Origin of the sequence: Klebsiella sp. JN_Kp127 (genome assembly GCF_040062505.1) — a bacterium.
Lineage (GTDB): Bacteria > Pseudomonadota > Gammaproteobacteria > Enterobacterales > Enterobacteriaceae > Klebsiella > Klebsiella quasipneumoniae.
In genome coordinates, this window is the sequence record NZ_JBEAHS010000054.1 from 1 (window position 1) to 24,573 (window position 24,573).

At 60.9% G+C, this 24,573-nt stretch carries 17 protein-coding genes and 1 pseudogene; 10 read left to right on the forward strand and 8 right to left on the reverse strand.

Features of this window, described 5'->3' with window-relative positions:
- Window positions 1-176: 176 nt before the first annotated feature.
- From gsiD to iaaA, 5 genes are all read right to left on the reverse strand, one after another.
- Window positions 177-1,088 carry a glutathione ABC transporter permease GsiD gene (gsiD, locus tag ABLV04_RS24090; protein WP_023288969.1) on the reverse strand — a complete coding sequence of 304 codons (912 nt, stop codon included), beginning with the start codon at window positions 1,086-1,088 and terminating at the stop codon, window positions 177-179.
- Window position 1,089: 1 nt separating this feature from the next.
- The gene (gene gsiC, locus ABLV04_RS24095; protein ID WP_004886274.1) at window positions 1,090-2,010 is read right to left on the reverse strand and encodes a glutathione ABC transporter permease GsiC; all 921 of its coding nucleotides are present in this window, start codon (window positions 2,008-2,010) and stop codon (window positions 1,090-1,092) included.
- A gap of 72 nt (window positions 2,011-2,082) precedes the next feature.
- The gene (gene gsiB, locus ABLV04_RS24100) at window positions 2,083-3,624 is read right to left on the reverse strand and encodes a glutathione ABC transporter substrate-binding protein GsiB (RefSeq protein WP_023288968.1); all 1,542 of its coding nucleotides are present in this window, start codon (window positions 3,622-3,624) and stop codon (window positions 2,083-2,085) included.
- Between the two features lie 31 nt (window positions 3,625-3,655).
- The gene (gsiA, locus tag ABLV04_RS24105; protein ID WP_180266398.1) at window positions 3,656-5,515 is read right to left on the reverse strand and encodes a glutathione ABC transporter ATP-binding protein GsiA; all 1,860 of its coding nucleotides are present in this window, start codon (window positions 5,513-5,515) and stop codon (window positions 3,656-3,658) included.
- A 16-nt stretch (window positions 5,516-5,531) separates the two neighbouring features.
- A complete protein-coding gene (gene iaaA, locus ABLV04_RS24110) occupies window positions 5,532-6,473 on the reverse strand; it encodes a beta-aspartyl-peptidase (RefSeq protein ID WP_023288966.1) in 942 nt (313 codons plus the stop codon).
- Between the two features lie 235 nt (window positions 6,474-6,708).
- Here iaaA and moeA point away from each other — a divergent pair, with 235 nt between their 5' ends.
- The 6 genes from moeA (at window position 6,709) to ABLV04_RS24140 (ending at window position 14,594) form a co-directional block, all read left to right on the forward strand.
- Entirely contained in the window at window positions 6,709-7,944 is a 1,236-nt protein-coding gene (gene moeA, locus ABLV04_RS24115) for a molybdopterin molybdotransferase MoeA (protein WP_050532939.1), read from the forward strand.
- A complete protein-coding gene (gene moeB, locus ABLV04_RS24120; RefSeq protein ID WP_110238047.1) occupies window positions 7,944-8,699 on the forward strand; it encodes a molybdopterin-synthase adenylyltransferase MoeB in 756 nt (251 codons plus the stop codon). Before moeA ends, moeB begins: the two co-directional genes overlap by 1 nt.
- 156 nt (window positions 8,700-8,855) lie before the next feature.
- Window positions 8,856-9,755 carry a glycyl-radical enzyme activating protein gene (locus ABLV04_RS24125; protein WP_032455231.1) on the forward strand — a complete coding sequence of 300 codons (900 nt, stop codon included), beginning with the start codon at window positions 8,856-8,858 and terminating at the stop codon, window positions 9,753-9,755.
- A gap of 5 nt (window positions 9,756-9,760) precedes the next feature.
- Window positions 9,761-12,193, forward strand: a complete 2,433-nt coding sequence (locus ABLV04_RS24130) for a formate C-acetyltransferase/glycerol dehydratase family glycyl radical enzyme (RefSeq protein WP_180266397.1) — start codon at window positions 9,761-9,763, stop codon at window positions 12,191-12,193.
- A 179-nt stretch (window positions 12,194-12,372) separates the two neighbouring features.
- Window positions 12,373-13,188: a Cof-type HAD-IIB family hydrolase gene (locus tag ABLV04_RS24135; protein ID WP_102006346.1), complete on the forward strand. Its 816-nt coding sequence runs from the start codon at window positions 12,373-12,375 to the stop codon at window positions 13,186-13,188.
- Window positions 13,189-13,328: 140 nt separating this feature from the next.
- Window positions 13,329-14,594, forward strand: coding sequence for a DUF1479 domain-containing protein (locus tag ABLV04_RS24140; RefSeq protein ID WP_348816256.1), 1,266 nt, complete (start codon window positions 13,329-13,331; stop codon window positions 14,592-14,594).
- Here the strand turns inward: ABLV04_RS24140 and ABLV04_RS24145 are convergent.
- Window positions 14,591-15,664 (reverse strand): LacI family DNA-binding transcriptional regulator, encoded by a 1,074-nt coding sequence (locus tag ABLV04_RS24145; protein ID WP_180266395.1) that lies wholly within the window; start codon window positions 15,662-15,664, stop codon window positions 14,591-14,593. The two genes, ABLV04_RS24140 and ABLV04_RS24145, sit on opposite strands and share 4 nt — an antisense overlap.
- 300 nt (window positions 15,665-15,964) lie before the next feature.
- Between ABLV04_RS24145 and ABLV04_RS24150 the strand changes: the two genes are divergently transcribed.
- Complete coding sequence (locus ABLV04_RS24150) at window positions 15,965-17,266, forward strand: MFS transporter (protein WP_004886240.1); 1,302 nt, start codon at window positions 15,965-15,967, stop codon at window positions 17,264-17,266.
- Window positions 17,267-17,281: 15 nt separating this feature from the next.
- Window positions 17,282-19,645, forward strand: coding sequence for a glycoside hydrolase family 31 protein (locus ABLV04_RS24155; protein WP_180266394.1), 2,364 nt, complete (start codon window positions 17,282-17,284; stop codon window positions 19,643-19,645).
- A 375-nt stretch (window positions 19,646-20,020) separates the two neighbouring features.
- On the opposite strand, the gene ABLV04_RS24160 is transcribed toward ABLV04_RS24155, so the two are convergent.
- Window positions 20,021-21,613, reverse strand: a complete 1,593-nt coding sequence (locus tag ABLV04_RS24160) for an ABC-F family ATPase (protein WP_023288955.1) — start codon at window positions 21,611-21,613, stop codon at window positions 20,021-20,023.
- A gap of 48 nt (window positions 21,614-21,661) precedes the next feature.
- Between ABLV04_RS24160 and ABLV04_RS24165 the strand changes: the two are divergent.
- Both ABLV04_RS24165 and ldtB read left to right on the forward strand, forming a co-directional pair.
- Window positions 21,662-22,577: pseudogene (locus ABLV04_RS24165) on the forward strand (tyrosine-protein phosphatase).
- A gap of 177 nt (window positions 22,578-22,754) precedes the next feature.
- Window positions 22,755-23,669, forward strand: coding sequence for a L,D-transpeptidase (gene ldtB / locus ABLV04_RS24170; protein WP_032428696.1), 915 nt, complete (start codon window positions 22,755-22,757; stop codon window positions 23,667-23,669).
- A 127-nt stretch (window positions 23,670-23,796) separates the two neighbouring features.
- Here ldtB and ABLV04_RS24175 read toward each other — a convergent pair whose 3' ends face one another.
- Window positions 23,797-24,513: a GntR family transcriptional regulator gene (locus ABLV04_RS24175; protein ID WP_044521840.1), complete on the reverse strand. Its 717-nt coding sequence runs from the start codon at window positions 24,511-24,513 to the stop codon at window positions 23,797-23,799.
- Window positions 24,514-24,573 lie beyond the last annotated feature (60 nt).

The window sequence follows — 24,573 nt, forward strand, 5'->3', positions numbered from 1 at the left end:
CGGCGACTGGCCGCCCCCTGTGCGCTCCCTGCGCCATGATTGACATAACGCAGAAAATTAACCGGGAGCGCAATATGCGCTGACGCCACACGTGATAAACGCTTTTCCCGGATGAGAAAGTGGCAACCGATGCAGCTTATCCCCCCGTCGTGCGCCAGACCGTCCCCCGACGTCCCCTACCCCTTTAACTTCGGATCCAGCGCATCGCGCAGGCCATCTCCCAGCAGATTAAACGCCAGCACGGTCAAGAAAATCGCCACCGCCGGAAACAGCGCCACGTGCGGAGACATCACCATATCCGCCCGCGCCTCGTTGAGCATGGCCCCCCACTCCGGCGTGGGCGGCTGCGCGCCGAGACCGAGAAACGACAGACTGGCCGCCGAAATAATCGATACCCCAATGCGCATGGTGAAATAAACCACGATTGACGACACCGTCCCCGGCAGGATGTGGTGGAAGAGGATGGTGGCATCGCTGGCGCCAATGCTGCGCGCCGATTCAATAAAGGTCTGCTGCTTTAATACCAGGGTGTTGCCGCGCACCAGCCGGGCGAACGCCGGGATCGAGAAGATCGCCACGGCGATAATCACGTTGGCCATCCCGCTGCCCATGACGGCGACCACCGCGATCGCCAGCAGGATCCCCGGAAAGGCGAACAGCACATCGCACAGACGCATAATCAGCCGGTCCCACCAGCCCTCATAGTAGCCGGCCAGCAGCCCAAGCACCGTACCGATGGCCGCGCCAATCAGCACCGCCAGCACCCCGGCGGCCAGCGAGATCTGCGCGCCCACCAGCACCCGGCTGAAAATATCGCGCCCCAGCGAGTCGACGCCGAACCAGTGCACCAGCGAAGGCCCCTCGTTAAGCCGGTCATAGTCGAAATAATTTTCCGCATCGTACGGCGCTATCCATGGGGCGACGATGGCCACCGCAATCAGCAACAGCACAAAAATACCGGCGCCCATGGCCACCGGCTGACGCCGAAAGCGCCGCCAGAACTCATGCCAGGGGGTATGGATCTCACCGGGCCTGATGCCCGGCATGGCGTTCAGCGCCGCCTGCCTTCTCCAGTTAAGCAATCGCACCTTACTTATACCTGATAGCCGGGTTTATGGCCGCGTACAGCACATCCACCACTAAATTGATAAGAATAAACTCCAGCGAAAAGAGCAGCACTTCCGCCTGAATCACCGGGTAATCGCGCATTTCTACCGAATCGACCAGCAGTCGCCCCAGCCCCGGCCAGTTGAAGACCTTCTCCACGACGATCGAGCCGCCGAGCAGAAAGCCGAACTGCAGCCCCATCATGGTGACGACCGGGATCATCGCATTGCGCAGACCATGCTTGAGCACCACCCGCGTTTCGCTCACCCCTTTCGCCCGGGCGGTACGCATATAGTCTTCATGCAGCACATCGACGAACGACGCGCGGGTAAAGCGCGCCATCACCGCCGCCACCGCCGCGCCAAGGGTCAGCGAAGGCAAAATATAGTGCCGCCAGCTGTCGGCGCCCACCGTCGGCAACCAGCCCAGCTCAACCGAAAACACCTGCATCAGCAGCATGCCGAGGGCAAAGGCCGGAAACGAAATGCCGCTCACCGCCAGCGCCATTCCCAGACGGTCAGGCCAGCGATTGCGCCACACCGCCGCCGCGATCCCCGCCGCCATGCCAAACAGCACCGCCCAGCTCATGCTGGCCAGCGTCAGCCACAGGGTGGGCATAAAGCGGCTGGCTATCTCACTGGCAACGGGACGCCGCGAGGCCATGGACATGCCAAAATCGCCGCGCAGCACGTTGGTGATGTAGTGCCAAAACTGGACATGCAGCGGCTGGTCAAGCCCCAGCTGCTGGCGCACCATCGCCACCACCTGGGCGTCGGCTTCCGGTCCGGCAATCAGCCGCGCCGGATCGCCGGGCAGCATATGGACGAAGAGAAACACCAGCACCGCGACGATTAGCAGGGTGGGGATCAGCCCCAGCAGGCGCTTAATCACATAGTTGAGCATCGTACCTCCACCACCCGCCCCGCGGAAAAACCGCCCCCCTCCCACCCGTGCCGGAGGGCATCATCTCGACCTTCACGGTGTTAAATCTGCCTGTTCGAAGCTGAAGCCGGTGTCCGGCTGGATATAGAAGCCGGTGAGATTCTTGCTGTGGGCAGAGACCAGTTTCTCCACCACCAGCGGCACCCACGGCGACTCTTTCCAGATAATATCCTGCGCCGCTTTATAGAGTTTGGTTTTCTCTTGCGGATCGGTGGTTTTCAGCGCCTCGCTCAGCGCGCTATCCACCTGCGGGTTGCTGTAAAAGGCGGTGTTGAACAGGGTCGGCGGCCAGTTTTGGGAAGCAAACAGCGGCGACAGCGCCCAGTCGGCTTCGCCAGTGGAGGCTGACCAGCCGGTATAGAACATCCGTACCCCGCTCTCTTTCTGCCCTTTACCTTCCACTTCCGCCGCCCGCTGACCGGCGTCCATCGCCGTCACCTGCGCCTTAATGCCCACCTGCGCCAGCTGCTGCTGGGTAAACTGCAGCACTTTCTGCGCGGTGCTGTGGTTATGTGACGACCACAGCGTCGTGCTAAACCCGTTGGGGTAGCCGGCCTCTTTCAGCAGCTGGCGCGCTTTCGCCGGATCGTAAGGCCACGCGGGGTAGCTCTGGGCGTAGGCAATCGACGGCGGCACCACGCCGGTCGCCGGGGTGGCATAGCCAGCAAACGCCACCTTGACCAGCGCCTGGCGGTTGATGGCGTAGTTGATCGCTTCGCGCACCTTCGGATTATCGAACGGCTTCTGCGTCACGTTCATGCTGATATAACGCTGCATGATCGACGGACTGGCCACCAGCTCCAGTTTGCTGTTTTTTGCCAGCAGCGGCGCCTGCTCATAGGGGATCGGGAAGGCGAACTGCGCCTCGCCGGTCTGCAGCATCGCCGCCCGGGTATTGTTATCGACCACCGGTCGCCAGGTAATGGAATCCAGCTTCGGCAGTCCCGGCTGCCAGTAGCCATCGAACTTGCTGACCTTCACGAAGTCGGTCTGGTTCCAGGTATCGAGCTTATACGGCCCGGTGCCCACCGGGTGGAAGCCGATATCTTTGCCATATTTTTTCAGCGCCGCCGGCGAAATCATCGCCGTCGCCGGATGGGCGAGAATATTAATAAACGCCGAGAACGGCTGCTTGAGGGTAATTTTCACCGTGGTCGGATCGACCGCCTCGGTGCTGGCGATGTTTTTATACAGGTTATAGCGCTTGAGATGGTTTTCCGGGTTGCTGGCGCGGTCGAGGTTTGCCTTCACCGCCTCGGCGTTAAAGTCGGTGCCATCCTGGAATTTCACCCCGCTGTGCAGCTTGATGGTGTACACCAGGCCATCCGGCGACACGGTGTAGCTCTCGGCAAGGACATTTTGCAGCTTCATCTCTTTATCAAGGCCGAACAGGCCTTGATAAAAGGACTTCGCCACCGCCTGCGACAGGGTATCGTTGGCATCATAGGGGTCGAGCGTCGTGAAGTTAGACCCGACCGCCACCACCACATCTTTGGCGGCAAAAGCGGGGGCGCTCGCCAGGGCCGCCGCGATACTCAGCGCCAGCCACCATTTGCGTGAAACAGGTTGTGTCATCGTGTTCTCCTGAAAAGGTGCGTTAGTGTTGTTATGCTCTGCCCAGCACATCGGCGGCGTCGCGGGCGACGAAGTGGTTCGGCCCAACCTGCTGCAATGGCGGGCTGGCGATCTCCTCGCCCCGCTTATAAATATTGCCCGGAACGTCATCTGACAGCAGGACCCGTTGCGGATGACGGTAGGCCGGGTCGGCCACCGGTACGGCGGCCATGAGCTTACGGGTATAGGGGTGCTGCGGGTTTTCAAACACCGCGCGGCGCGGGCCGATTTCGACAATCCGGCCGCGATACATCACCGCCACGCGGTGGCTGATGCGCTCCACCACCGCCATATCATGGGAAATAAACAGAAACGCGATGCCCATTTCGCGCTGCAGGTCGAGCATCAGATTGATAATCTGCGCCCGAATGGAGACATCCAGGGCCGACACCGACTCATCGGCAATCACCACCTTCGGATTAAGCGCCAGCGCGCGGGCAATGCAGATCCGCTGCCGCTGCCCGCCGGAAAAGGCGTGGGGGTAGCGCCAGGCATGCTCCGGCTGCAGCCCCACGCGCTTTAGCAGCCAGGCGACCCGCTCGCGCGCCGCCTCCCTGTCCAGCAGGCCATGCACCCGCAGCGGCTCCATAATCGAATCGCCGACCGTCTGGCGCGGATCGAGCGAGGCGTAAGGGTCCTGAAAAATAAACTGAATATTGCGCCGCAGGGACTGCAGCTTGCTGCCGAAGAGGGTATCGATCCGCTGACCATCGAAGGTAATGGTGCCCCCCTGGGTCTCAACCAGCCTCAGCAGCGCCCGGCCGGTAGTCGACTTGCCGCAGCCGGACTCGCCCACCAGCGACAGGGTCTCTCCCGGCCAGAGATCAAAACTCACCTTCTCCACCGCATGCACTTCGCGCGTCACGCGATTGAGCAGTCCGCCGCGCACCGGGAAACGGGCCACCAGATCGCGCACCTGCAGAATAGGCTCCCCCGCCACCACCGTGTCTGGCGTGTCTGTCTCCGCCAGCGGCTGCCCCGGTAGCGGAAAGCGGCGCGGCAGATCCTGACCGCGCATCTCCCCCAGCCGGGGGACCGCCGCCAACAGCGACTGCGTATAAGGATGCTGCGGGGAACGGAAAATCTCCTCGACGCTGCCGGTCTCCACCGCCTCGCCGCGATACATGACCAGCACCCGATCGGCGATATCGGCCACCACCCCCATGTCGTGGGTGATAAAGATCACCCCCATCGCCATCTCCTTTTGCAGGACGGCGATAAGTTGCAAAATTTGCGCCTGAATGGTGACATCCAGCGCCGTGGTCGGCTCGTCGGCAATCAGCACCGCCGGCCGACAGGAGAGCGCCATGGCGATCATCACCCGCTGGCGCATGCCGCCGGAGAGCTGGTGCGGATAGCGTGAGAGCATCTCTTCCGCCTGGGGAATACGCACCTGGTCGAGCATCTTTTTCGCCGCGCGCAGCGCCTCTTCGCGCCCCAGCCCCTGGTGCAGGCGCAGGGATTCGGCGATCTGCTCGCCGATGGTGAATACCGGGTTCAGCGAGGTCATCGGCTCCTGAAAAATCATCGCCAGATCCGCGCCGCGTACCCGGCGCATTTCGGCCTCCGATTGCTCATTGAGCGCGATCACCTGCCGGTTGCGCCGTCGCAGCCACAGCCCCTCGCTGCTCACCTCGCTGCTGGCGGCGTCAAGCAGACGCATCAGCGCCAGCGCGGTGACCGATTTTCCCGAACCGGACTCCCCGACAATCGCCAGCGTCTCGCCGCGGCGCAGGCTGAAGGAAAGCTGACGCACGGCCTGCACCTCTGGCGCATCCTGCTGGCGGAACGCCACGTTCAGGTTGCGCACCACCAGTACTTCGCAGGTATCCGTTTCGTGAGTTTGCGGCACTCTCCTCTCCCTTGTTCTATTCGCGATAAATGCCAATGGTCGGCGTATCGCCGGCATAGCACCAGGCGCGGTACATGCCTTCGCTGTTAAACGGTAAAACGACGTTGCCTTCGCGATCGACGGCAATCAGCCCGCCGCTGCCGCCGAGGGCCGGCAGCTTCTCCATCACCACCCGCTCGCAGGCGGAATAGAGACTGAGCTGACCGTACTCCATCAGGGCGGCGATATCGTAGGCCGCCAGGGTACGCATAAAGACTTCGCCGGTGCCGGTGCAGGAGACCGCCACGCTGGCGTTGTTGGCGTAGCACCCCGCGCCCGGCAGCGGGCTGTCGCCGACGCGTCCGGGCAGTTTGTTGGTCATGCCGCCGGTGGAGGTCGCCGCCGCCAGATTGCCGGCCAGATCGAGCGCCACCGCCCCGACGGTGCCCATTTTCTGCCGTTCGTCGAGCGGAGCGGCGTGATGGTCAAGGATGATCTCCCCGCCCGCTTTCGCCTCCTGCAGCTGCAGCAGACGCTCGGGGGTGGAAAAGAGATCGTTATCGACGCGCGCCATTCCGTGGGAGAAGGCGAAATTTTCCGCCCCCTCGCCGATCAGCAGCACGTGCGGGCTCTCCTCCAGCACCAGACGCGCCGCCAGCACCGGATTACGTAGATGTTTGACCCCGGCCACCGCCCCCGCCTGCAGGCTGTAGCCGTCCATCACGCAGGCGTCCAGCTCGTGGGTTTGATCGTGGGTAAATACCGAGCCCATCCCGGCGTTAAACAGCGGACACTCCTCCAGCAGACGGACGGCCTCGGTCACGGCATCCAGCGCACTGGCGCCTGCAGCCAACATTTTCTGCCCGCTTTCGACGATAGCCGACAGCGCCGCCACGTACTCCCGCTCCCGCTCCGGCGTCATCTGCGCGCGAGAAATCGCCCCTGCGCCGCCGTGAATTGCTATAACCGCCTTGCCCATTTCGCCAGTCCTTAACGATGAAGTGGATAGCCCCCGCCCTGTCGTACCGCGTCGCGGCGCCGGTCACGTCAGGAATAAGGGTATTGATATCATTATATTGCTGAATGCCTTATACAATTTTTGAATATAGAAAGAGCGGCGGTCGATGTAAAGCCTCGTACCCAGGTGGCATACAGCCCGCGCCGCTTTTCTGCCATAATAGGCGTTTTCGCCGTTTTGCCCGCAGGAGTGACCCATGGATTTTACCGCCGGACTGATGCCGCTCGACACAGCCCTCACCCAGATGCTCGATCGTATTACGCCGCTGAGCGCGACGGAAACTGTACCGCTGTTGCAGGCCTTCGCGCGCGTCACCGCCCATGACATTATCTCCCCGCTGGATGTCCCCGGCTTTGATAACGCGGCGATGGATGGCTATGCCGTCCGGTTGAGCGACCTCAACGACGGCGCGGCCCTGCCGGTCGCCGGGAAGGCCTTTGCCGGCCAGCCGTTTCACGACGCCTGGCCCACCGGCACCTGTATCCGCATCATGACCGGCGCGCCGGTGCCTGCGGGCTGCGACGCGGTGGTCATGCAGGAAGAGACCGAACAGACCGACGTCGGCGTGCGCTTTACCGCGCCGGTGAAAGCCGGGCAGCATATTCGCCGCCGCGGGGAAGATATCGCCCACGGCGCGGTGGTCTTCCCGGCGGGTACGCCGCTGACGGTAGCCGAGCTGCCGGTGCTGGCCTCGCTGGGCATTGCCGACGTCGAGGTGGTGCGCAAGGTTCGCGTCGCGGTCTTCTCGACCGGCGATGAGCTGCAGCTGCCGGGTCAACCGCTCGGCGACGGCCAGATTTACGATACCAACCGCCTGGCGGTGCATCTGATGCTCGAACAGCTGGGCTGCGAGGTCATTAACCTCGGCATTATTCCTGACGATCCGACGCAACTGCGTGAGGCCTTTATCGCCGCCGACCAGCAGGCCGACGTGGTCATCAGCTCCGGTGGCGTCTCGGTGGGCGAAGCCGACTACACCAAAACCATTCTTGAAGAGCTGGGGGAGATCGGCTTCTGGAAGCTGGCGATCAAGCCGGGCAAACCCTTCGCCTTCGGCAAGCTCAGCAGCAGCTGGTTCTGCGGCCTGCCGGGCAACCCGGTTTCCGCCACCGTCACCTTCTGTCAGCTGGTACAGCCGCTGCTGGCGAAGCTCTCCGGTAAGCACGGTCCGCTTCAGGCGACCCGCCTGCGGGTGCGGGCCGCCGCGCGGCTGAAAAAGTCCCCGGGCCGCCTCGATTTTCAGCGCGGTATTCTGCAGCGCAACCCGGACGGCGAGCTGGTGGTGACCACCACCGGTCATCAGGGCTCGCACATTTTCAGCTCTTTCAGCCTCGGCAACTGCTTTATCGTGCTGGAGCGCGAGCGCGGCCACGTTGAAGCGGGCGAATGGGTCGACGTCGAACCGTTCAGCCATCTGTTTGGGGGGCTTTAATGGCCGTGGAGCTGAGCGATGAAGAGATGCTGCGCTATAACCGGCAGATTGTTTTGCGCGGTTTTGATTTTGACGGCCAGGAGCGGCTAAAGGCCGCTCGCGTGCTGGTGGTCGGCCTCGGCGGACTTGGCTGCGCCGCCGCGCAGTATCTGGCCGCCGCCGGGGTGGGACAGCTCACCCTGCTCGATTTCGACACCGTCTCGCTCTCTAATCTGCAGCGCCAGACGCTGCACAGCGACGCCGCCATCGGCCAGCCGAAGGTGGACTCCGCCCGCGAGGCGCTGGCGCGCATTAATCCGCACGTTCATCTGGTGCCGCTCAATGCCTTACTGGACGAAGCGGCGCTGGCGGGGCAGATTGCCGGGCACGATCTGGTGCTCGACTGCACCGACAACGTCGCCATTCGTAACCAGCTCAACGCCGGCTGCTTCCGCCACCAAACCCCGCTGGTTTCCGGGGCGGCGATCCGTATGGAGGGGCAGATCAGCGTCTTCACGTATCAGGAGGGCGAACCCTGCTACCGCTGCCTGAGCCGCCTGTTTGGCGAAAACGCCCTCACCTGCGTCGAAGCCGGCGTGATGGCCCCGCTGGTGGGCACTATCGGTTCCCTGCAGGCGATGGAGGCCATTAAGCTGTTGACCGGCTACGGCACGTCCGCCAGCGGGAAAATCGTGATGTACGACGCCATGACCTGCCAGTTTCGTGAAATGAAGCTGATGCGCCACCCGCAGTGCGAGGTATGCGGTACCCGCTAACGTTCAGCCGCCGGCGAGGGTCGTCGCCGGTGAAGTTGTGACCTCTGCCGTTGTTCTATCCCCTGGCGATTATCGCCATCCCGCTTGTTGATTTGCGTCAATATAACTTTCATTCGAAAGTGTTTTTATATTCATACGCAAACAAGAGGGTAAGCCATGATCTTCAATATCCAGCGCTATTCCACCCATGACGGCCCAGGGATCCGCACCGTCGTCTTCCTGAAAGGCTGCTCGCTGGGCTGCCGCTGGTGCCAGAACCCGGAGAGCCGCGCCCGCAGCGAAGACCTGCTGTATGACCCGCGCCTGTGCCTGGCCGGCTGCGAGCTGTGCCAGCAGGCGGCGCCGGCGGTTATCACCCGCACCCTCGAGGGTCTGATCATTCACCGGCAACACGTTAACGACAGCCATATCGCCGCGCTGCGCGACTGCTGCCCCACCACCGCGCTCACGGTGTGCGGCGAGGAGAAGAGCGTCGAGGAGATCATGGCGACGGTGCTGCGCGACAAACCCTTTTACGATCGCAGCGGCGGCGGCATCACCCTTTCCGGCGGCGAACCCTTTATGAACCCGGCCCTGGCGCAGGCGCTGTTGGAGGCCAGCCATCAGGCGGGTATCCATACCGCTGTGGAAACCTGCCTGCACGTACCGTGGAAATACATTGAGCCGGCTTTACCCTTCATCGACCTGTTTCTCGCCGACCTGAAGCACGTCGACGAGGCCGTTTTCCGGCAGTGGACCGACGGCAGCGCCCGCCGGGTGCTGGACAACCTGCAGCGCCTGGCGCAGGCGGGGAAAAACATCATTATTCGCGTGCCGTTAATCCAGGGATTCAACGCCAGCGAAGCCGACATTACCGCCATCACTGATTTTGCCGCCGACCGCCTGCGGGTCAGCGAAATCCATTTCCTGCCCTACCACACGCTGGGAATGAATAAATACCAGTTACTCAGTCAGCCCTACACCGCACCGGACAAACCGCTGGATGCTCCCGAGCTGCTCGCCTTTGCGCAGGATTATGCGCGGAGCAAGGGGCTAACGGCGATCTTACGAGGATAACCCCTATGACTACCCTGAAACTCAACACCCTCAGCGCCCGTATCCAGGCCCATAAAATGGCGCTGGTGCATATCGTCAAGCCGCCGGTCTGTACCGAACGCGCCCGACACTATACCGAGATGTATCAGCAGCATCTTGATAAGCCGATCCCGGTGCGCCGCGCCCTGGCCCTCGCTCACCACCTGGCCGAGCGCACCATCTGGATCAAGCACGATGAGCTGATCGTCGGCAACCAGGCCAGCGAAGTGCGCGCCGCGCCGATCTTCCCGGAATACACCGTCAGCTGGATCGAGAAAGAGATCGACGATCTCGCCGACCGCCCCGGCGCCGGCTTCGCGGTCAGCGAAGAGAACAAGCGCATACTGCACGAAGTGTGCCCGTGGTGGCGCGGCCAGACCGTGCAGGACCGCTGCTACGGCATGTTTACCGATGAGCAGAAAGCGCTCCTCGCCACCGGCATTATTAAGGCCGAGGGCAACATGACCTCCGGCGACGCTCACCTGGCGGTCAACTACCCGCTGCTGCTGGAGAAAGGACTGGACGGCATGCGCGCGAAAGTCGCCGAACGCCGGTCGCGCATCAACCTGACGGTGCTGGAAGACCTGCACGGCGAACAGTTCCTGAAAGCGATTGATATTGTGCTGGCGGCGGTCAGCGACCACAGCAAACGCTTTGCCGCGCTGGCGCGCGAGATGGCGACGGCAGAATCCCGTGACGCACGCCGCGATGAGCTGCTGGCGATTGCCGAAAACTGCGACATCATCGCCCATGAGCCGCCGAAGACCTTCTGGCAGGCGCTGCAGCTGTGCTACTTCATTCAGCTGATCCTGCAGATTGAATCCAATGGCCACTCGGTCTCCTTTGGCCGCATGGACCAGTACCTCTATCCGTACTACCGCCGCGACGTTGAGCTGCAGCAATCGTTGGATCGCGAACAGGCCATTGAGCTGCTGCACAGCTGCTGGCTGAAGCTGCTGGAGGTCAACAAGATCCGCTCTGGCTCGCACTCCAAGGCCTCGGCCGGCAGCCCGCTGTACCAGAACGTCACCATCGGCGGCCAGAACCTGGTGGGCGGCCAGCCGCAGGACGCGGTCAACCCGCTGTCGTACGCCATTCTGGAATCCTGCGGTCGTCTGCGCTCGACCCAGCCGAACCTCAGCGTGCGCTACCACGCCGGAATGAGCAACGACTTCCTCGACGCCTGTGTCCAGGTGATCCGCTGCGGCTTCGGCATGCCGGCGTTTAATAACGACGAGATCGTGATCCCGGAATTTATCAAGCTGGGAATCGAGCCGCAGGATGCCTACGATTATGCGGCCATCGGCTGCATCGAAACCGCGGTCGGCGGCAAATGGGGTTATCGCTGCACCGGCATGAGCTTTATCAACTTCGCGCGGGTGATGCTGGCGACGCTGGAAGGCGGCCGCGATGCCACCAGCGGCCAGGTGTTCCTGCCGCAGGAGCACGCCCTGTCGAAAGGCAACTTCACTAACTTCGACGAGGTGCTGGCCGACTGGGACCGCCAGATCCGCTACTACACCCGTAAGTCGATTGAGATTGAGTATGTGGTCGATACTATGCTGGAAGAGAACGTCCACGATATTCTCTGTTCGGCGCTGGTGGACGACTGCATCGAACGGGCGAAGAGCATTAAGCAGGGCGGCGCAAAGTATGACTGGGTGTCCGGCCTGCAGGTGGGCATCGCCAACCTCGGCAACAGCCTGGCGGCGGTGAAAAAGCTGGTCTTCGATCAGGGCGTTATCGGCCAGCAGGAACTGGCGAAGGCGCTGGCGGAAGATTTTGACGGCCTGACCCACGAGCAGCTGCGTCAGCGGTTGATCAACGGCGCGCCGAAGTACGGTAACGATGATGACAGCGTGGACGCGTTGCTGGCGCGGGCCTACCAGACCTATATCGACGAGCTGAAGCAGTATCACAACCCGCGCTATGGCCGCGGCCCGATCGGCGGCAACTATTACGCCGGCACGTCCTCTATCTCCGCCAACGTTCCGTTCGGCGCGCAGACCATGGCGACGCCGGATGGCCGTAAAGCGCACACTCCGCTGGCGGAAGGGGCCAGCCCGGCCTCCGGAACCGACCATCTGGGGCCGACGGCGGTCATCAGTTCGGTAGGTAAACTGCCCACCGGGGCGATCCTCGGCGGCGTGCTGCTAAACCAGAAGCTGAATCCGTCCACCCTGGAAAACGCGTCCGACAAGCAGAAGCTGATGGTGCTGCTGCGCACCTTCTTCGAGGTGCATAAAGGCTGGCATATCCAGTACAACATTGTCTCGCGCGACACGCTGCTGGAGGCGAAGAAACATCCTGATCAGTATCGCGATTTGGTGGTGCGCGTCGCCGGGTACTCGGCGTTCTTTACCGCTCTGTCGCCGGATACCCAGGACGATATTATCGCCCGTACCGAGCATACGCTGTAGCCCTTCAGGCCCGCTGGCGCGACGCTTAGCGGGCCTCCCCTGTCCTGCTGGCCGGGAAAGGCAAGGCCGCCTCCCGGCATTTTCTGAATGCGTGAACTTTCATTCGAAATAAATTTGTGCTCCCCATCACATTGTAATTAGAATGTTACTGGTCGAAGTTAAGCCAGGAGCATCCCCTTATGACCGTTAAAGTTATCGTCACCGATATGGACGGAACTTTTCTCAATGACGCCAAAACCTACGACCGCTCGCGGTTTCTGGCGCAATTCGCCCAGCTGCAGCAGCGCGGCATTGAATTCGTTGTCGCCAGCGGCAACCAGTACTATCAGTTGATCTCCTTCTTCCCGGAGATCCGCGAGCAGATCTCGTTCGTCGCCGAAAACGGCGCGCTGGTCTTTGAGCATGGTAAGCAGCTGTTCCACGGCGAACTGACCCGCCACGAATCGCAGGTGGTGATTGGCGAATTACTCAAAGATCCGCAGCTGAACTTCGTCGCCTGCGGCCTGCACAGCGCCTACGTGAGCGATAACGCCCCGGACGCCTTCGTCGACCTGATGTCAAAGCACTACCACCGTCTGCAGCGGGTAAGCGACTATCACGCCATCGACGATACGCTGTTCAAATTCTCTCTGAACCTGCCGGACAGCGAGATCCCGCAGCTGATCGATAAACTGCACATCTCGCTCGACGGCATTATGAAGCCGGTCACCAGCGGCTTTGGCTTTGTCGATTTGATTATTCCCGGTCTGCATAAAGCCAACGGCATCAGCCGCCTGCTCAAGCGCTGGAACCTGTCGCCGCAGCAGTGCGTGGCCATCGGCGACAGCGGCAACGACGCCGAAATGCTGAAGCTGGTGAAATACGCTTTCGCCATGGGTAACGCCGCCGACAGCATCAAAGCTATCGCCGGATACGCGACCGACGATAATAATCATGACGGCGCGCTGAACGTCATTCAGGCCGTCCTCGATAACCGCGCTCCCTTCAACGCCTGACCGCTCTCCGGGGCTGCGCGCCCCGGCTTGTCCATTTTGTGCGCCGCAGCAAGATTTTAAACTTGCATTAACTCCATTTTAACTTAAATTAACGTTTGTAAGATTTAATACTTTCGAATGAAAGATACAGCGAGGTTATTATGGCTGCTCTCCCGACCCACGAAACACTCCCCGCCGACCACAAAGCGGCGATTCGCCAGATGAAGCAGGCGCTGCGGGCGCAAATCGGCGACGTCCAGACGGTGTTCGATAAGCTCTCAGCGCGCATCAGCGAGCGCCTGCAGGAGATTGAGACGCTGAAAGCCGCAGGCCAGGAGGTCTGGCCAACCATTCCGTTCCGCGATATCGCCGAGGGAACCGTGAGCGATGCCCAGCGCGCGGCCATTAAGCGCCGGGGCTGCGCGGTGATCAAAGGCCACTTTCCGCGCGAACAGGCGCTGGCCTGGGATACCGCGATGCTGGAATATCTGGATCTGAACCATTTCGACGAGGTCTACAAAGGGCCAGGCGACAGCTTCTTCGGTACGCTTGAGGCTTCGCGGCCGGAAATCTATCCCATCTACTGGTCGCCCTCGCAAATGCAGGCCCGCCAGAGCGATGAAATGGCGGCGGCGCAGTCCTTCCTTAACCGCCTGTGGCGCTTTGAGCAGGACGGCAAGCGCTGGTTCGATCCGGACGTCAGCGTCATTTACCCCGACCGCATTCGCCGCCGTCCGCCGGGAACCACCTCGAAAGGGCTGGGCGCGCATACCGATTCCGGTGCGCTGGAGCGCTGGCTACTCCCCGCCTACCAGCAGGTCTTCGCCAACGTCTTTAACGGTCATGTCGACGCTTACGATCCGTGGGACGCCGCGCACCGTACTGAAGTGGAAGAGTACACGGTCGACAACACCACCAAGTGCTCGGTGTTCCGCACTTTCCAGGGCTGGACCGCGCTGTCGGATATGATCCCGGGTCAGGGACTGCTGCACGTGGTGCCGATCCCCGAGGCGATAGCCTATGTGCTGCTGCGCCCGCTGCTTGACGATGTGCCAGAGGATGAGCTGTGCGGCGTCGCGCCGGGCAGAGTGCTGCCGATCTCTGAGCAGTGGCACCCGCTGCTGATCAAAGCCCTCAGTTCGATCCCGGCGCTGAACGCTGGCGATTCCGTCTGGTGGCACTGCGACGTCATTCACTCGGTGGCGCCGGTGGAAAATCAGCAGGGCTGGGGCAATGTGATGTACATTCCGGCGGCGCCGATGTGCGAGAAGAACCTCGCCTACGCGCAGAAAGTGAAAATCGCTCTGGAAAAAGGGGCCTCGCCGGGTGATTTCCCGCGCGAGGACTATGAGGCCAGCTGGCAGGGGCGCTTCACCCTGGAGGATCTGAACATCCACGGCAAACGGGCGCTGGGTATCGCGGTTTAATCGTCATACAGCCCCTGCGGCTCCACGACGGTATGGCCTTTGCCCGGCCGGATCCGCCGTACCGAATCGCGCACCACCAGCGTGCCGTGCAGCAGCAGCGAACCGTGCGGCGCCTCCGGGCGCAGCAGGCGCTGCTGCAGGAGGTGCACCGCCTCGCTGCCCAGCTCATCCCGCGGCACATGCACCGCGGTCAGCGGCACCTCCTGGATCGCCGCCAGATTAAACCCGTCGATGCTCATCACCGAGACATCCTGCGGCACCCGCAGGCCGCGCTTTTGCAATGCGCTGACCGTGCCGGCGGCCATAAAATCGCCGCCCACCAGGAAGGCGGTGGGCAACGGCCTGCCCTGTAAACCATCAAGCCAGGCCCCCACCTGCTCTTCGGTCTCTCTGGCGCTAAAGTTGGCGACGCTGATGAGATCCCGGCTGGCGGTAAAGCGCAAATTGCGCGCGCGCCACGCCTCCTGGATCCCCCCCAGCCGCAGCTCCATGGTATAGCGGCGCAGGCACATGACGTTCATCACCACGCGATGCCCCATATCAAACAGATAGCGGGCGGCGCACAGGCCAATCAGACGATGATCGGGGGCAATGGACGGCAGCCGCATCCCTTCATCCCGACAGTTGATCAATACGCAGGGTTTGCCCAGGTCCGCCGCCAGGCCATGAATATGCGGATCGTCGATCCCCAGCAGCACCGCGGCCTGGGTCTCCGCTTCGTTCATGCGGGCAAGAAACAGATTGGCGTCGCTGTCGTTCTCGTCCAGCGCGCAGTAGCGCAGGCGCACTTCATGCGCCGCCAGCGCGTTATTGATGCTCTGGATCACCCGGTAGTAGAAGATATCCGACCGCTCATCGAAGGCGCGCTGTGGGGCAAACACCAGTAGATTATTGAGCAACAGACGTCCGGCGGCCAGTCCCTGCATGACCCCCAGCTCGCGGGCGCACTCCAGCACCGCCCGGCGCGCCTTGTCGCTGGTATTCGCCTTCCCGGCCAGGACGCGCGAAACGGTACTGGCCGACAGCCCGGTGCGGGCGGCGATTTCGGCGACGCGCAGCTTTTTATCCATTTTGTGATCCAGCTCCGATTGGAAAATGAAAGAATTTTCATAATCGCCAAAGCGCTACCTGTAAGCAAATGACAGCGCAAAATTTGAGATCCCGGTCATTTCATGAAAAAACTTGCATAAATAGCGCTTTGCCCGACGTTTTTTCTCCCTTAGCCTGAATTGGTCCAACATCTCCCATACTAGTTATACCAATGGTGTTTAGATAAAAAAATAGACTATTCAAATAGTTAACAACACTACGTGACCGCTCACGGATTGAGAACGTCACTTTCCCCCTACTAACGTCATGTGGAGTGTGCTATGAGTCAAGGCCTCAACAATGATATCGCGGTCAGCAAAACGCGCCGGGTGGTAAAAAACCTGCGCTGGTGGGTGCTGGTCCTGTTTTTACTTGGCGTCACCGTCAACTACATCACACGCAACTCGCTGGGGATTATCGCCCCGGAACTGAAAGCGACGCTCGGAATCACCACCGAACAATATTCCTGGATCGTCGGCGCGTTTCAGTTGGCTTACACGATTTTCCAACCGCTCTGTGGCTGGCTTATCGACGTCATCGGCCTGAAGCTCGGGTTTATGATCTGCGCCACCCTATGGGCGCTGGCCTGCATCGCCCACGCCGGGGCCGGCAGCTGGCTGCACCTGGCTATATTGCGCTTCTTTATGGGCGGGGCCGAGGCGGCCGCCACCCCGGCCAACGCCAAGACCATCGGCGAGTGGTTCCCGAAGTCTGAACGGCCAATCGCCGCCGGCTGGGCTGGCGTCGGGTTCTCCATCGGCGCCATGCTCGCCCCGCCGATCATCTACTTCGCCCATGCCTCCTTCGGCTGGCAGGGGGCGTTTATGTTTACCGGCGCGCTGGCCCTGCTGTGGGTGGTACTGTGGTGGGCCTTCTATCAGAACCCGGAAAAGCACCCCAATCTCAGCAAAAGCGAGCTCGAGTACATCAAGCAGGATAACGAAGCGCCGCCGGTGAAACAGCCCTTCTTTACCGCACTCAAAACCGTCTCGAAGAATAAACGTTTCTACGGGATCGCCATTCCCGCGTTTATGGCCGAGCCCGCCTGGGCGGTGCTGAGCTTCTGGGTACCGCTGTACCTGGCCAAAGAGCACGGCATGGATCTCAAGCAGATTGCCATGTTCGCCTGGCTGCCGTTCCTTGCCGCCGACCTCGGCAGCGTGGTCAGCGGCTACCTCACCCGCCTGTACGTTCGCTGGTTCGGCTGTACGCGAGTCAACTCGGTGATCGCCAGCTCGGTGACCGGCGCGTTTCTGATGATCTCCCTGGCCCTCGTCGCTATCACCCGCGATCCCTATATCACCATCGTCCTGATCTCCATTGGCGGCTTCGGGCATCAGATCATCTCCTGCATGCTCAGCGCGCTGGTGGTGGAGTCGTTCGACAAGGGACAAATGGCGACGGTGAACGGTATGCGCGGATCCGCGGCGTGGATCGCCAGCTTCCTGTTCTCGTTATTAATCGGGGTGACCGCCGACAAAATTGGCTTCAACCCGCTGTTCATCGCCATGGGTTTCTTTGACCTGATTGGCGCCGTTTTCCTGGTGGCATTTATTGCTGAACGTCGCGCCAAGCGCGCCTGATAGTGGATGTAAGATATGAAGACGTTGAAACACTGGAGTTTGCATCAACAGCTGGAGCATCACGTTGAACTGACGGTCGATGGCCAGCACACCCTGTGCCTGTACGTACTGGAAGAGAATCTATTCCGCGTGCTGCTGAAACGCCAGGGCCAGCTGGCGCTGGATCGCACCTGGAGCATCGCTCCGCAGCAGGATGTGCCGTGGGAAGGCCGCGCCCGGGATGACCTCAGCGGTTTTAGTCTCCCGGCCTGGCAGCTGACCCAGGAGGGCGATACGCTGACCATCGCCACCCGCCAGCTGCGCGTCACCGTCCATCAGCCGCTGTGGCTGGAGTGGAGCTATCGCGACGATGCCGGGGAATGGCAGCAGCTTGCCAACGACCGCCCCACCAGCGCCTATCTGGCCAATGCCCACGGCGACGGCGTCGCCCACTATCTGAGCCGCCGCAAAGACGAGCGTTTCTATGGCCTGGGCGAAAAGGCCGGCGACCTGCAGCGCACCGGTAAGCGTTATGAAATGCGCAACCTTGATGCCATGGGCTACAACGCCGCCAGCACCGACCCGCTGTATAAACATATTCCGTTCACCATCACGCAACGCAGCGACGTTAGCTATGGCCTGTTTTACGACAACCTGAGCAGCTGCTGGCTGGATTTGGGTAACGAAATCGACAACTATCATACCGCCTATCGCCGCTGGCAGGCGGAAGCCGGCGATATCGATTACTACCTGTTCACCGGTAAACAGGTGCTGGATGTGACCAAAGCCTTCGTCCGTCTGACCGGTAAAACCCTGTTCGGGCCCAAATGGAGCCTCGGCTACAGCGGCTCGACCATGCACTATACCGACGCGCCGGATGCGCAAAATCAGCTGATGAACTTCATCCGCCTGTGCGATGAGCACGCTATTCCGTGCGATTCGTTCCAGCTCTCTTCCGGCTATACCTCGATTAACGGCAAGCGCTACGTCTTTAACTGGAACCACGACAAGGTGCCGCAGCCGAAAGTGATGAGTCAGTCGTTCCACGACGCCGGGCTGAAGCTGGCCGCCAATATCAAACCCTGCCTGCTGCAGGACCATCCGCGCTATGGCGAGGTGGCGGAGCGCGGTCTCTTCGTGCGCGATTCGCAAACCGACGCTCCGGAGCGCTCCAGCTTCTGGGACGATGAAGGATCGCATCTCGACTTTACCAATCCGCAAACCGTGGCCTGGTGGCAGGAAGGGGTCACCAGCCAGCTGCTGGAGATGGGCATTGATTCGACCTGGAACGATAATAACGAGTATGAGGTGTGGGACGGCGAAGCGCGCTGCTACGGCTTTGGCCGCGAAATCGCCATCAAGCATATTCGCCCGGTGATGCCGCTGCTGATGATGCGCGCCTCGATGGAGGCCCAGCAGCGCTTTGCGCCGCAAAAGCGCCCGTATCTCATCTCCCGCTCCGGCTGCGCCGGGATGCAGCGCTACGTCCAGACCTGGAGCGGCGATAACCGCACCAACTGGGATACGCTGCGCTATAACATCCGCATGGGGCTGGGCATGAGCCTTTCCGGGCTGTTTAACGTCGGCCACGACGTCGGCGGTTTCTCCGGCGATAAACCTGAGCCGGAGCTGTTCGTGCGCTGGGTACAAAACGGCGTGATGCACCCGCGCTTTACTATTCATTCGTGGAATGACGACCAGACGGTCAACGAAGCCTGGATGTATCCGGCCGTCACCCCGGCCATTCGTTCCGCTATTGAGCTGCGCTACCGCCTGCTGCCCTATCTGTACACCCTGCTGTGGCAGGCGCATGCTGACGACGAGCCGATGCTGCGCCCGACCTTCCTCGATCATCAGCACGACGCGCAGACCTTCGCCGAATGCGATGACTTCCTGCTGGGCCGCGATCTGCTGGTGGCCAGCGTGGTCGAGCCTGGCGCCCGCCAGCGTGAGGTGTGGCTGCCGGATAATCAGGCCGGATGGTACGATTTCTACAGCCACCAGTGGTTCGCCGGCGGCCAGTGGGTCACCCTCGACGCGCCGCTGGAAACGCTGCCGCTGCTGGTGCGCGCCGGGGCCGGACTGCCGCTCAGCGAGCGCATCCGCCATGTTGCTGCGCAACAGGACGATCGCCGCGAACTGCAGCTGTTCCCGCTGAAAGGCGTCGGAACCTCTTCGGGTCTGCTGTTTGAGGATGACGGCGAAAGCTGGGGCTATAAACAGGGCGATGCGCTGTGGCTGGAGTGGGAAATGGCGTGCGACAGCAGCACTATCAACCTGAAGGTCAACGCCCGCGGCAATTATCGCCCGGCGTGGAAAGCGCTGAAGCTGTCATTACCGGCGGGAGATAAACGCAAACTGCTGGTGAATGGCGTCGAAGGAACGGAGTGGAGGCTCTGAGCATATGCCGGGCGGCGGCTTACGCCTCGCCCGGCCTGGATTTAATAATGTTCCCGGATGGCGCTACGCTAATCCGGGCTACAAACTGGTGGCCTCAAAATCCCCGGTGGCGCTACCGCTTACCGGGGCTACAGCACTGTGCGGTTTGGTAGCCCGGGTAACGGACAGTTTCAGTAACCATGGGTACAAGATAGAGCTCTTAAGCTCACAATGGCACGGACCGTAGGCCGGATAAGGCGCAGCCGCCATCCGGCGCGAAAGTGGCTCTTTATACGCGGTTATTGCCCGGCGGCGCTACGCTTGCGCGGGCCTACAGATCACATGCCAGGCGTAGCCCGGGTAAGGCGTAGCCGTAACCCGGGTAACGAAGCGGGATTACTCGATACCTTTGCTGCGCAGGTAATCTTCGTAGTTGCCGCTGAAGTCGATCACCCGTTCCGGGGTAATCTCCAGCACGCGGGTGGCCAGCGAGCTGACGAACTCACGGTCGTGGGAGACGAAGATCAGGGTACCCTGATACATCTCCAGCGCCATGTTCAGCGATTCGATGGATTCCATATCCAGGTGGTTGGTCGGTTCATCCATTATCAGGATGTTTGGCTTCTGCATCATCAGCTTACCAAACAGCATGCGGCCCTTCTCACCACCGGACAATACTTTCGCCGGCTTCTTGATGTCATCCTGGCTAAACAGCAGTCGACCAAGGATACTGCGCACCGCCTGCTCGTCGTCGCCTTCCTGTTTCCACTGGCTCATCCACTCGAAGACCGTCAGGTCGTTTTCGAACTCGTACTCATGATCCTGCGCATAGTAGCCGAGTTGCGCGTTTTCAGACCATTTCACGGTGCCGTTGTCCGGCTGCAGTTCACCCACCAGGGTTTTCAGCATCGTGGATTTACCCACGCCGTTGGCGCCCAGAATGGCAATCTTCTCGCCCACTTCCAGCAGCAGGTTGACGTTTTTGAACAGCGGACCGTCTTCAAAGCCTTTGGTGAGGGCTTCCACTTCCAGCGCGTTACGGAACAGTTTCTTGTCCTGCTCGAAGCGGATAAACGGGTTCTGACGGCTGGAGGCTTTAACCTCTTCCAGCTTGATTTTGTCAATCTGACGCGCGCGCGAGGTGGCCTGACGCGATTTAGAGGCGTTGGCGCTGAAGCGGCTAACGAAGGACTGCAGGTCGGCAATCTGCGCTTTTTTCTTGGCGTTGTCCGCCAGCAGACGTTCACGCGCCTGGGTGGCCGCCGTCATGTATTCGTCGTAGTTGCCCGGATAGACGCGCAGCTCGCCGTAGTCCAGATCCGCCATGTGGGTGCAAACCATGTTCAGGAAGTGACGGTCGTGCGAGATGATAATCATGGTGCTGTCGCGGTCGTTCAGCGTCTGCTCCAGCCAGCGAATGGTGTCGATGTCCAGGTTGTTGGTCGGTTCATCGAGCAGCAGAATGTCCGGGTTAGAGAACAGCGCCTGCGCCAGCAGGACGCGCAGCTTCCAGCCTGGGGCGACTTCGCTCATCGGGCCGTAATGCTGTTCAACCGGAATGCCCACGCCCAGCAGCAGTTCGCCCGCGCGCGCTTCAGCAGAGTAGCCATCCATTTCGCCATATTTCACTTCCAGGTCGGCCACTTTATAGCCATCTTCTTCGCTCATCTCGGCGAGGGAGTAGATGCGATCGCGCTCCTGCTTCACTTCCCACAGCTCGCCGTGGCCCATAATGACCGTATCCAGCACGGTGAACGCTTCAAAGGCGAACTGATCCTGACGCAGCTTACCGATGCGCTCGTTCGGGTCGAGAGAAACGTTGCCCAGCGTCGGTTCGAGATCGCCGCCGAGGATCTTCATAAAGGTCGATTTACCGCTGCCGTTGGCGCCGATCAGACCATAACGGTTGCCGCCGCCAAATTTAACGGAGATATTTTCGAACAGCGGCTTACTGCCAAACTGCATGGTAACGTTGCTGGATACTAGCACGGGGATATCCTGAAAAAAGAGTATGAGGGGTGTGATACAGCAGACATTATGCCAGTAAATGACGCACTTTTCACGGTCTGCGGTAAATTCCGCCGCGGCGCTTGTGCTAAGGTCTTTGTCAGATGCGCCAGAGACCTGCGCGCAAACCGTTATTCTGTACGTGATGATGAGGAGTCCCATGACCACCAGCCAACCGCGACATCCGGCCTTTTTATCCCTGCAGGGCGGCATTAATTTTCGCGACCTGGGCGGCCAGCGCGCCGCCGACGGACGCCGGGTACGCAGCGGCAAGCTGCTACGCTCCGGTGCGCTAAACCGGCTAACGGCAGAGGATCTCGACCACCTGGATACCCTGCCGCTCAGCCGGGTGCTCGACTACCGCGACCCCGGTGAAGTACAGCGCACGCCGGACAAACTGAGCCCGCTCACCCACTATCTCAACGCGCCGGCCAATCCGCCGATCGGCGAGGTCAACGCGAAGGTCACCGAGCTGAATGCCGCCACCCTTAATGCGCTCAACGGCGAGCAGTTTATGCTGCAACTCTATCGCCAGCTGCCGTTTAACAATCCGGCCTATCGCCAGCTCGCCGCATGGCTGACGACCCCTTTCGACGGCGCCTTGCTGCAACACTGCGCGGTCGGTAAAGATCGCACCGGCGTCGGCTGCGCGTTAACCCTGTTCGCCGTCGGATGCGACAGCGAGACGGTGATGGAGGAGTATCTCCTTACCCATGGCATGCTGACGCAGGTGGAGGCCTGGATGCTGGAGATGCTCGGCAACGACCTGACGCCCCAGGGGCGCCAGAGCCTGGCGGACATCCTGACGGTGAAAGAGTCCTATCTCGCCGCCGCGCTGTCGGCCATTCAGCAGCGCTATGGCAATGTCGACGCCTGGCTGGCGGAAGAGTACCAGCTGACCGCCCCGGTCCGCGCGGCGCTGCAGGCCCGGCTGCTGGAAGACTAACCCTCGTCGCCCCGAACGCCAGGGCGCGGCAGCCGAGGCGACAGGGAAAAAAATGTGATTTCGTACACATCTGATTTACCTGTTCAGCGGAATGCACATATAATGCGCTCCCATCTACTGTCTCAATCATTAACAAAGGCCTGTGTGGCGTTGATTTCGCACACGACATTAAAAACTATGAAATTATCTACACTCTTAGCGGCAGCCTTCGCCATCGTAGGCTTTTGCAATACAGCGTCTGCTGTCACCTATCCTTTGCCAACCGATGGCAGCCGTTTGGTTGGTCAGAACCAGGTCATCACCATTCCGGATGATAACAAGCAGCCGCTGGAATACTTCGCGGCGAAATATCAGATGGGGCTTTCCAACATGCTGGAAGCCAACCCGGGGGTGGATACCTATCTGCCGAAGGGCGGTAGCGTCCTGAACATCCCTCAGCAGCTGATCCTGCCGGATACCGTCCATGAAGGGATCATCATCAACAGCGCCGAAATGCGTCTGTACTACTACCCGAAAGGCACTAACACCGTGATTGTTCTGCCGATCGGTATCGGCCAGTTAGGCAAAGACACGCCAATCAACTGGACCACCAAAGTCGAACGTAAGAAGGCTGGCCCGACCTGGACGCCGACCGCCAAGATGCATGCGGAATACGCTGCCGCCGGCAACCCGCTGCCAGCCGTCGTACCGGCCGGTCCGGATAACCCGATGGGCCTGTACGCGCTGTATATCGGCCGTCTGTACGCCATCCACGGTACCAACGCTAACTTCGGCATCGGCCTGCGCGTGAGCCATGGCTGCGTACGTCTGCGCAACGATGACATCAAATTCCTGTTTGAGAACGTGCCGGTCGGCACCCGCGTGCAGTTTATCGATGAGCCGGTAAAAGCCACCACCGAGCCGGACGGCAGCCGTTACATCGAGGTTCACAACCCGCTGTCGACCACCGAAGCGCAGTTCCAGGGCGGCGAGATCGTGCCGATCACCCTGACTCAGCCGGTACAGGCGATCACCAGCCAGTCTGATGTCGATCAGAACGTGGTCGAGCAGGCTATCCAGAACCGCTCCGGTATGCCGGTGCGTCTGAACTAAGTTCTGCATGACAAGAAAAACGGCGGGCCTGATGCCCGCCGTTTTTTTTATCGGTGTTGTGCCGGGCGGCGGCTGAACTGACAACACCCTGGCCCTGCTAAGCGCTGCGCCAACCGGGGCCACCGGTCTAGCCGTTATTCACCAGAATAATCCCGCCGTGGTCGTAGCGATAGTGGCAGTGGGCGTACTCCAGCGGCGTGCCGTCTTCCAGATAGATAACCTGCTCCACCTCCAGCACCGGATCGGTGGGCTCGCAGTGAAGATGCTGTTTATCCAGTTCATCCGGCTTCATCGCCCGCACCACGCGGTAAGATCCCATCAGCTTCAGCCCCAGCGTCTCCTGGATATAGCGAAACACCGAGCTTTCCAGATGGCTTTTATTGAGCCCCGGCACCAGCCCCACCGGCATGACCGTCAGATCCAGCGACACCGGTTCCCCGTTGAGCAACCGCAGGCGAACAAAGTCATACACCGGGGCATCGGCGTCGATCAGCAGCGAACTCTGCTCCTTGTCAGTGGGAAAACGCACCTCAAAGCGCACCACTTCGCTTTGTACCTCGCCAAGATGCTCCCAGGTTTTGGTGGCGCCGAAATAGTCGCTGCCGGGCAGCTCCCACTGCGACAGCTGAAGGAAATTTTTCCGCACAAAGGTGCCCTGCCCTTTGCGGGTATAGATCAGCCCTTCGACGATTAACTGGCGCATCGCCTGCTGGATGGTCATCCGGCTGGTGCTGAACTCTGCCGCCAGCGCAAACTGGTCAGGTAACGGCGCGCTGGCAGGATACTGCTGGCTGATGATCCGTTTTTTTATTTCCCGCGCGATTTGCAGATACTTCGCCGTCATTCCCCGGTCCTTATACATTCAGTGAGTGGCTGGCGGACAGGATCCACGGCCTGACCGCCA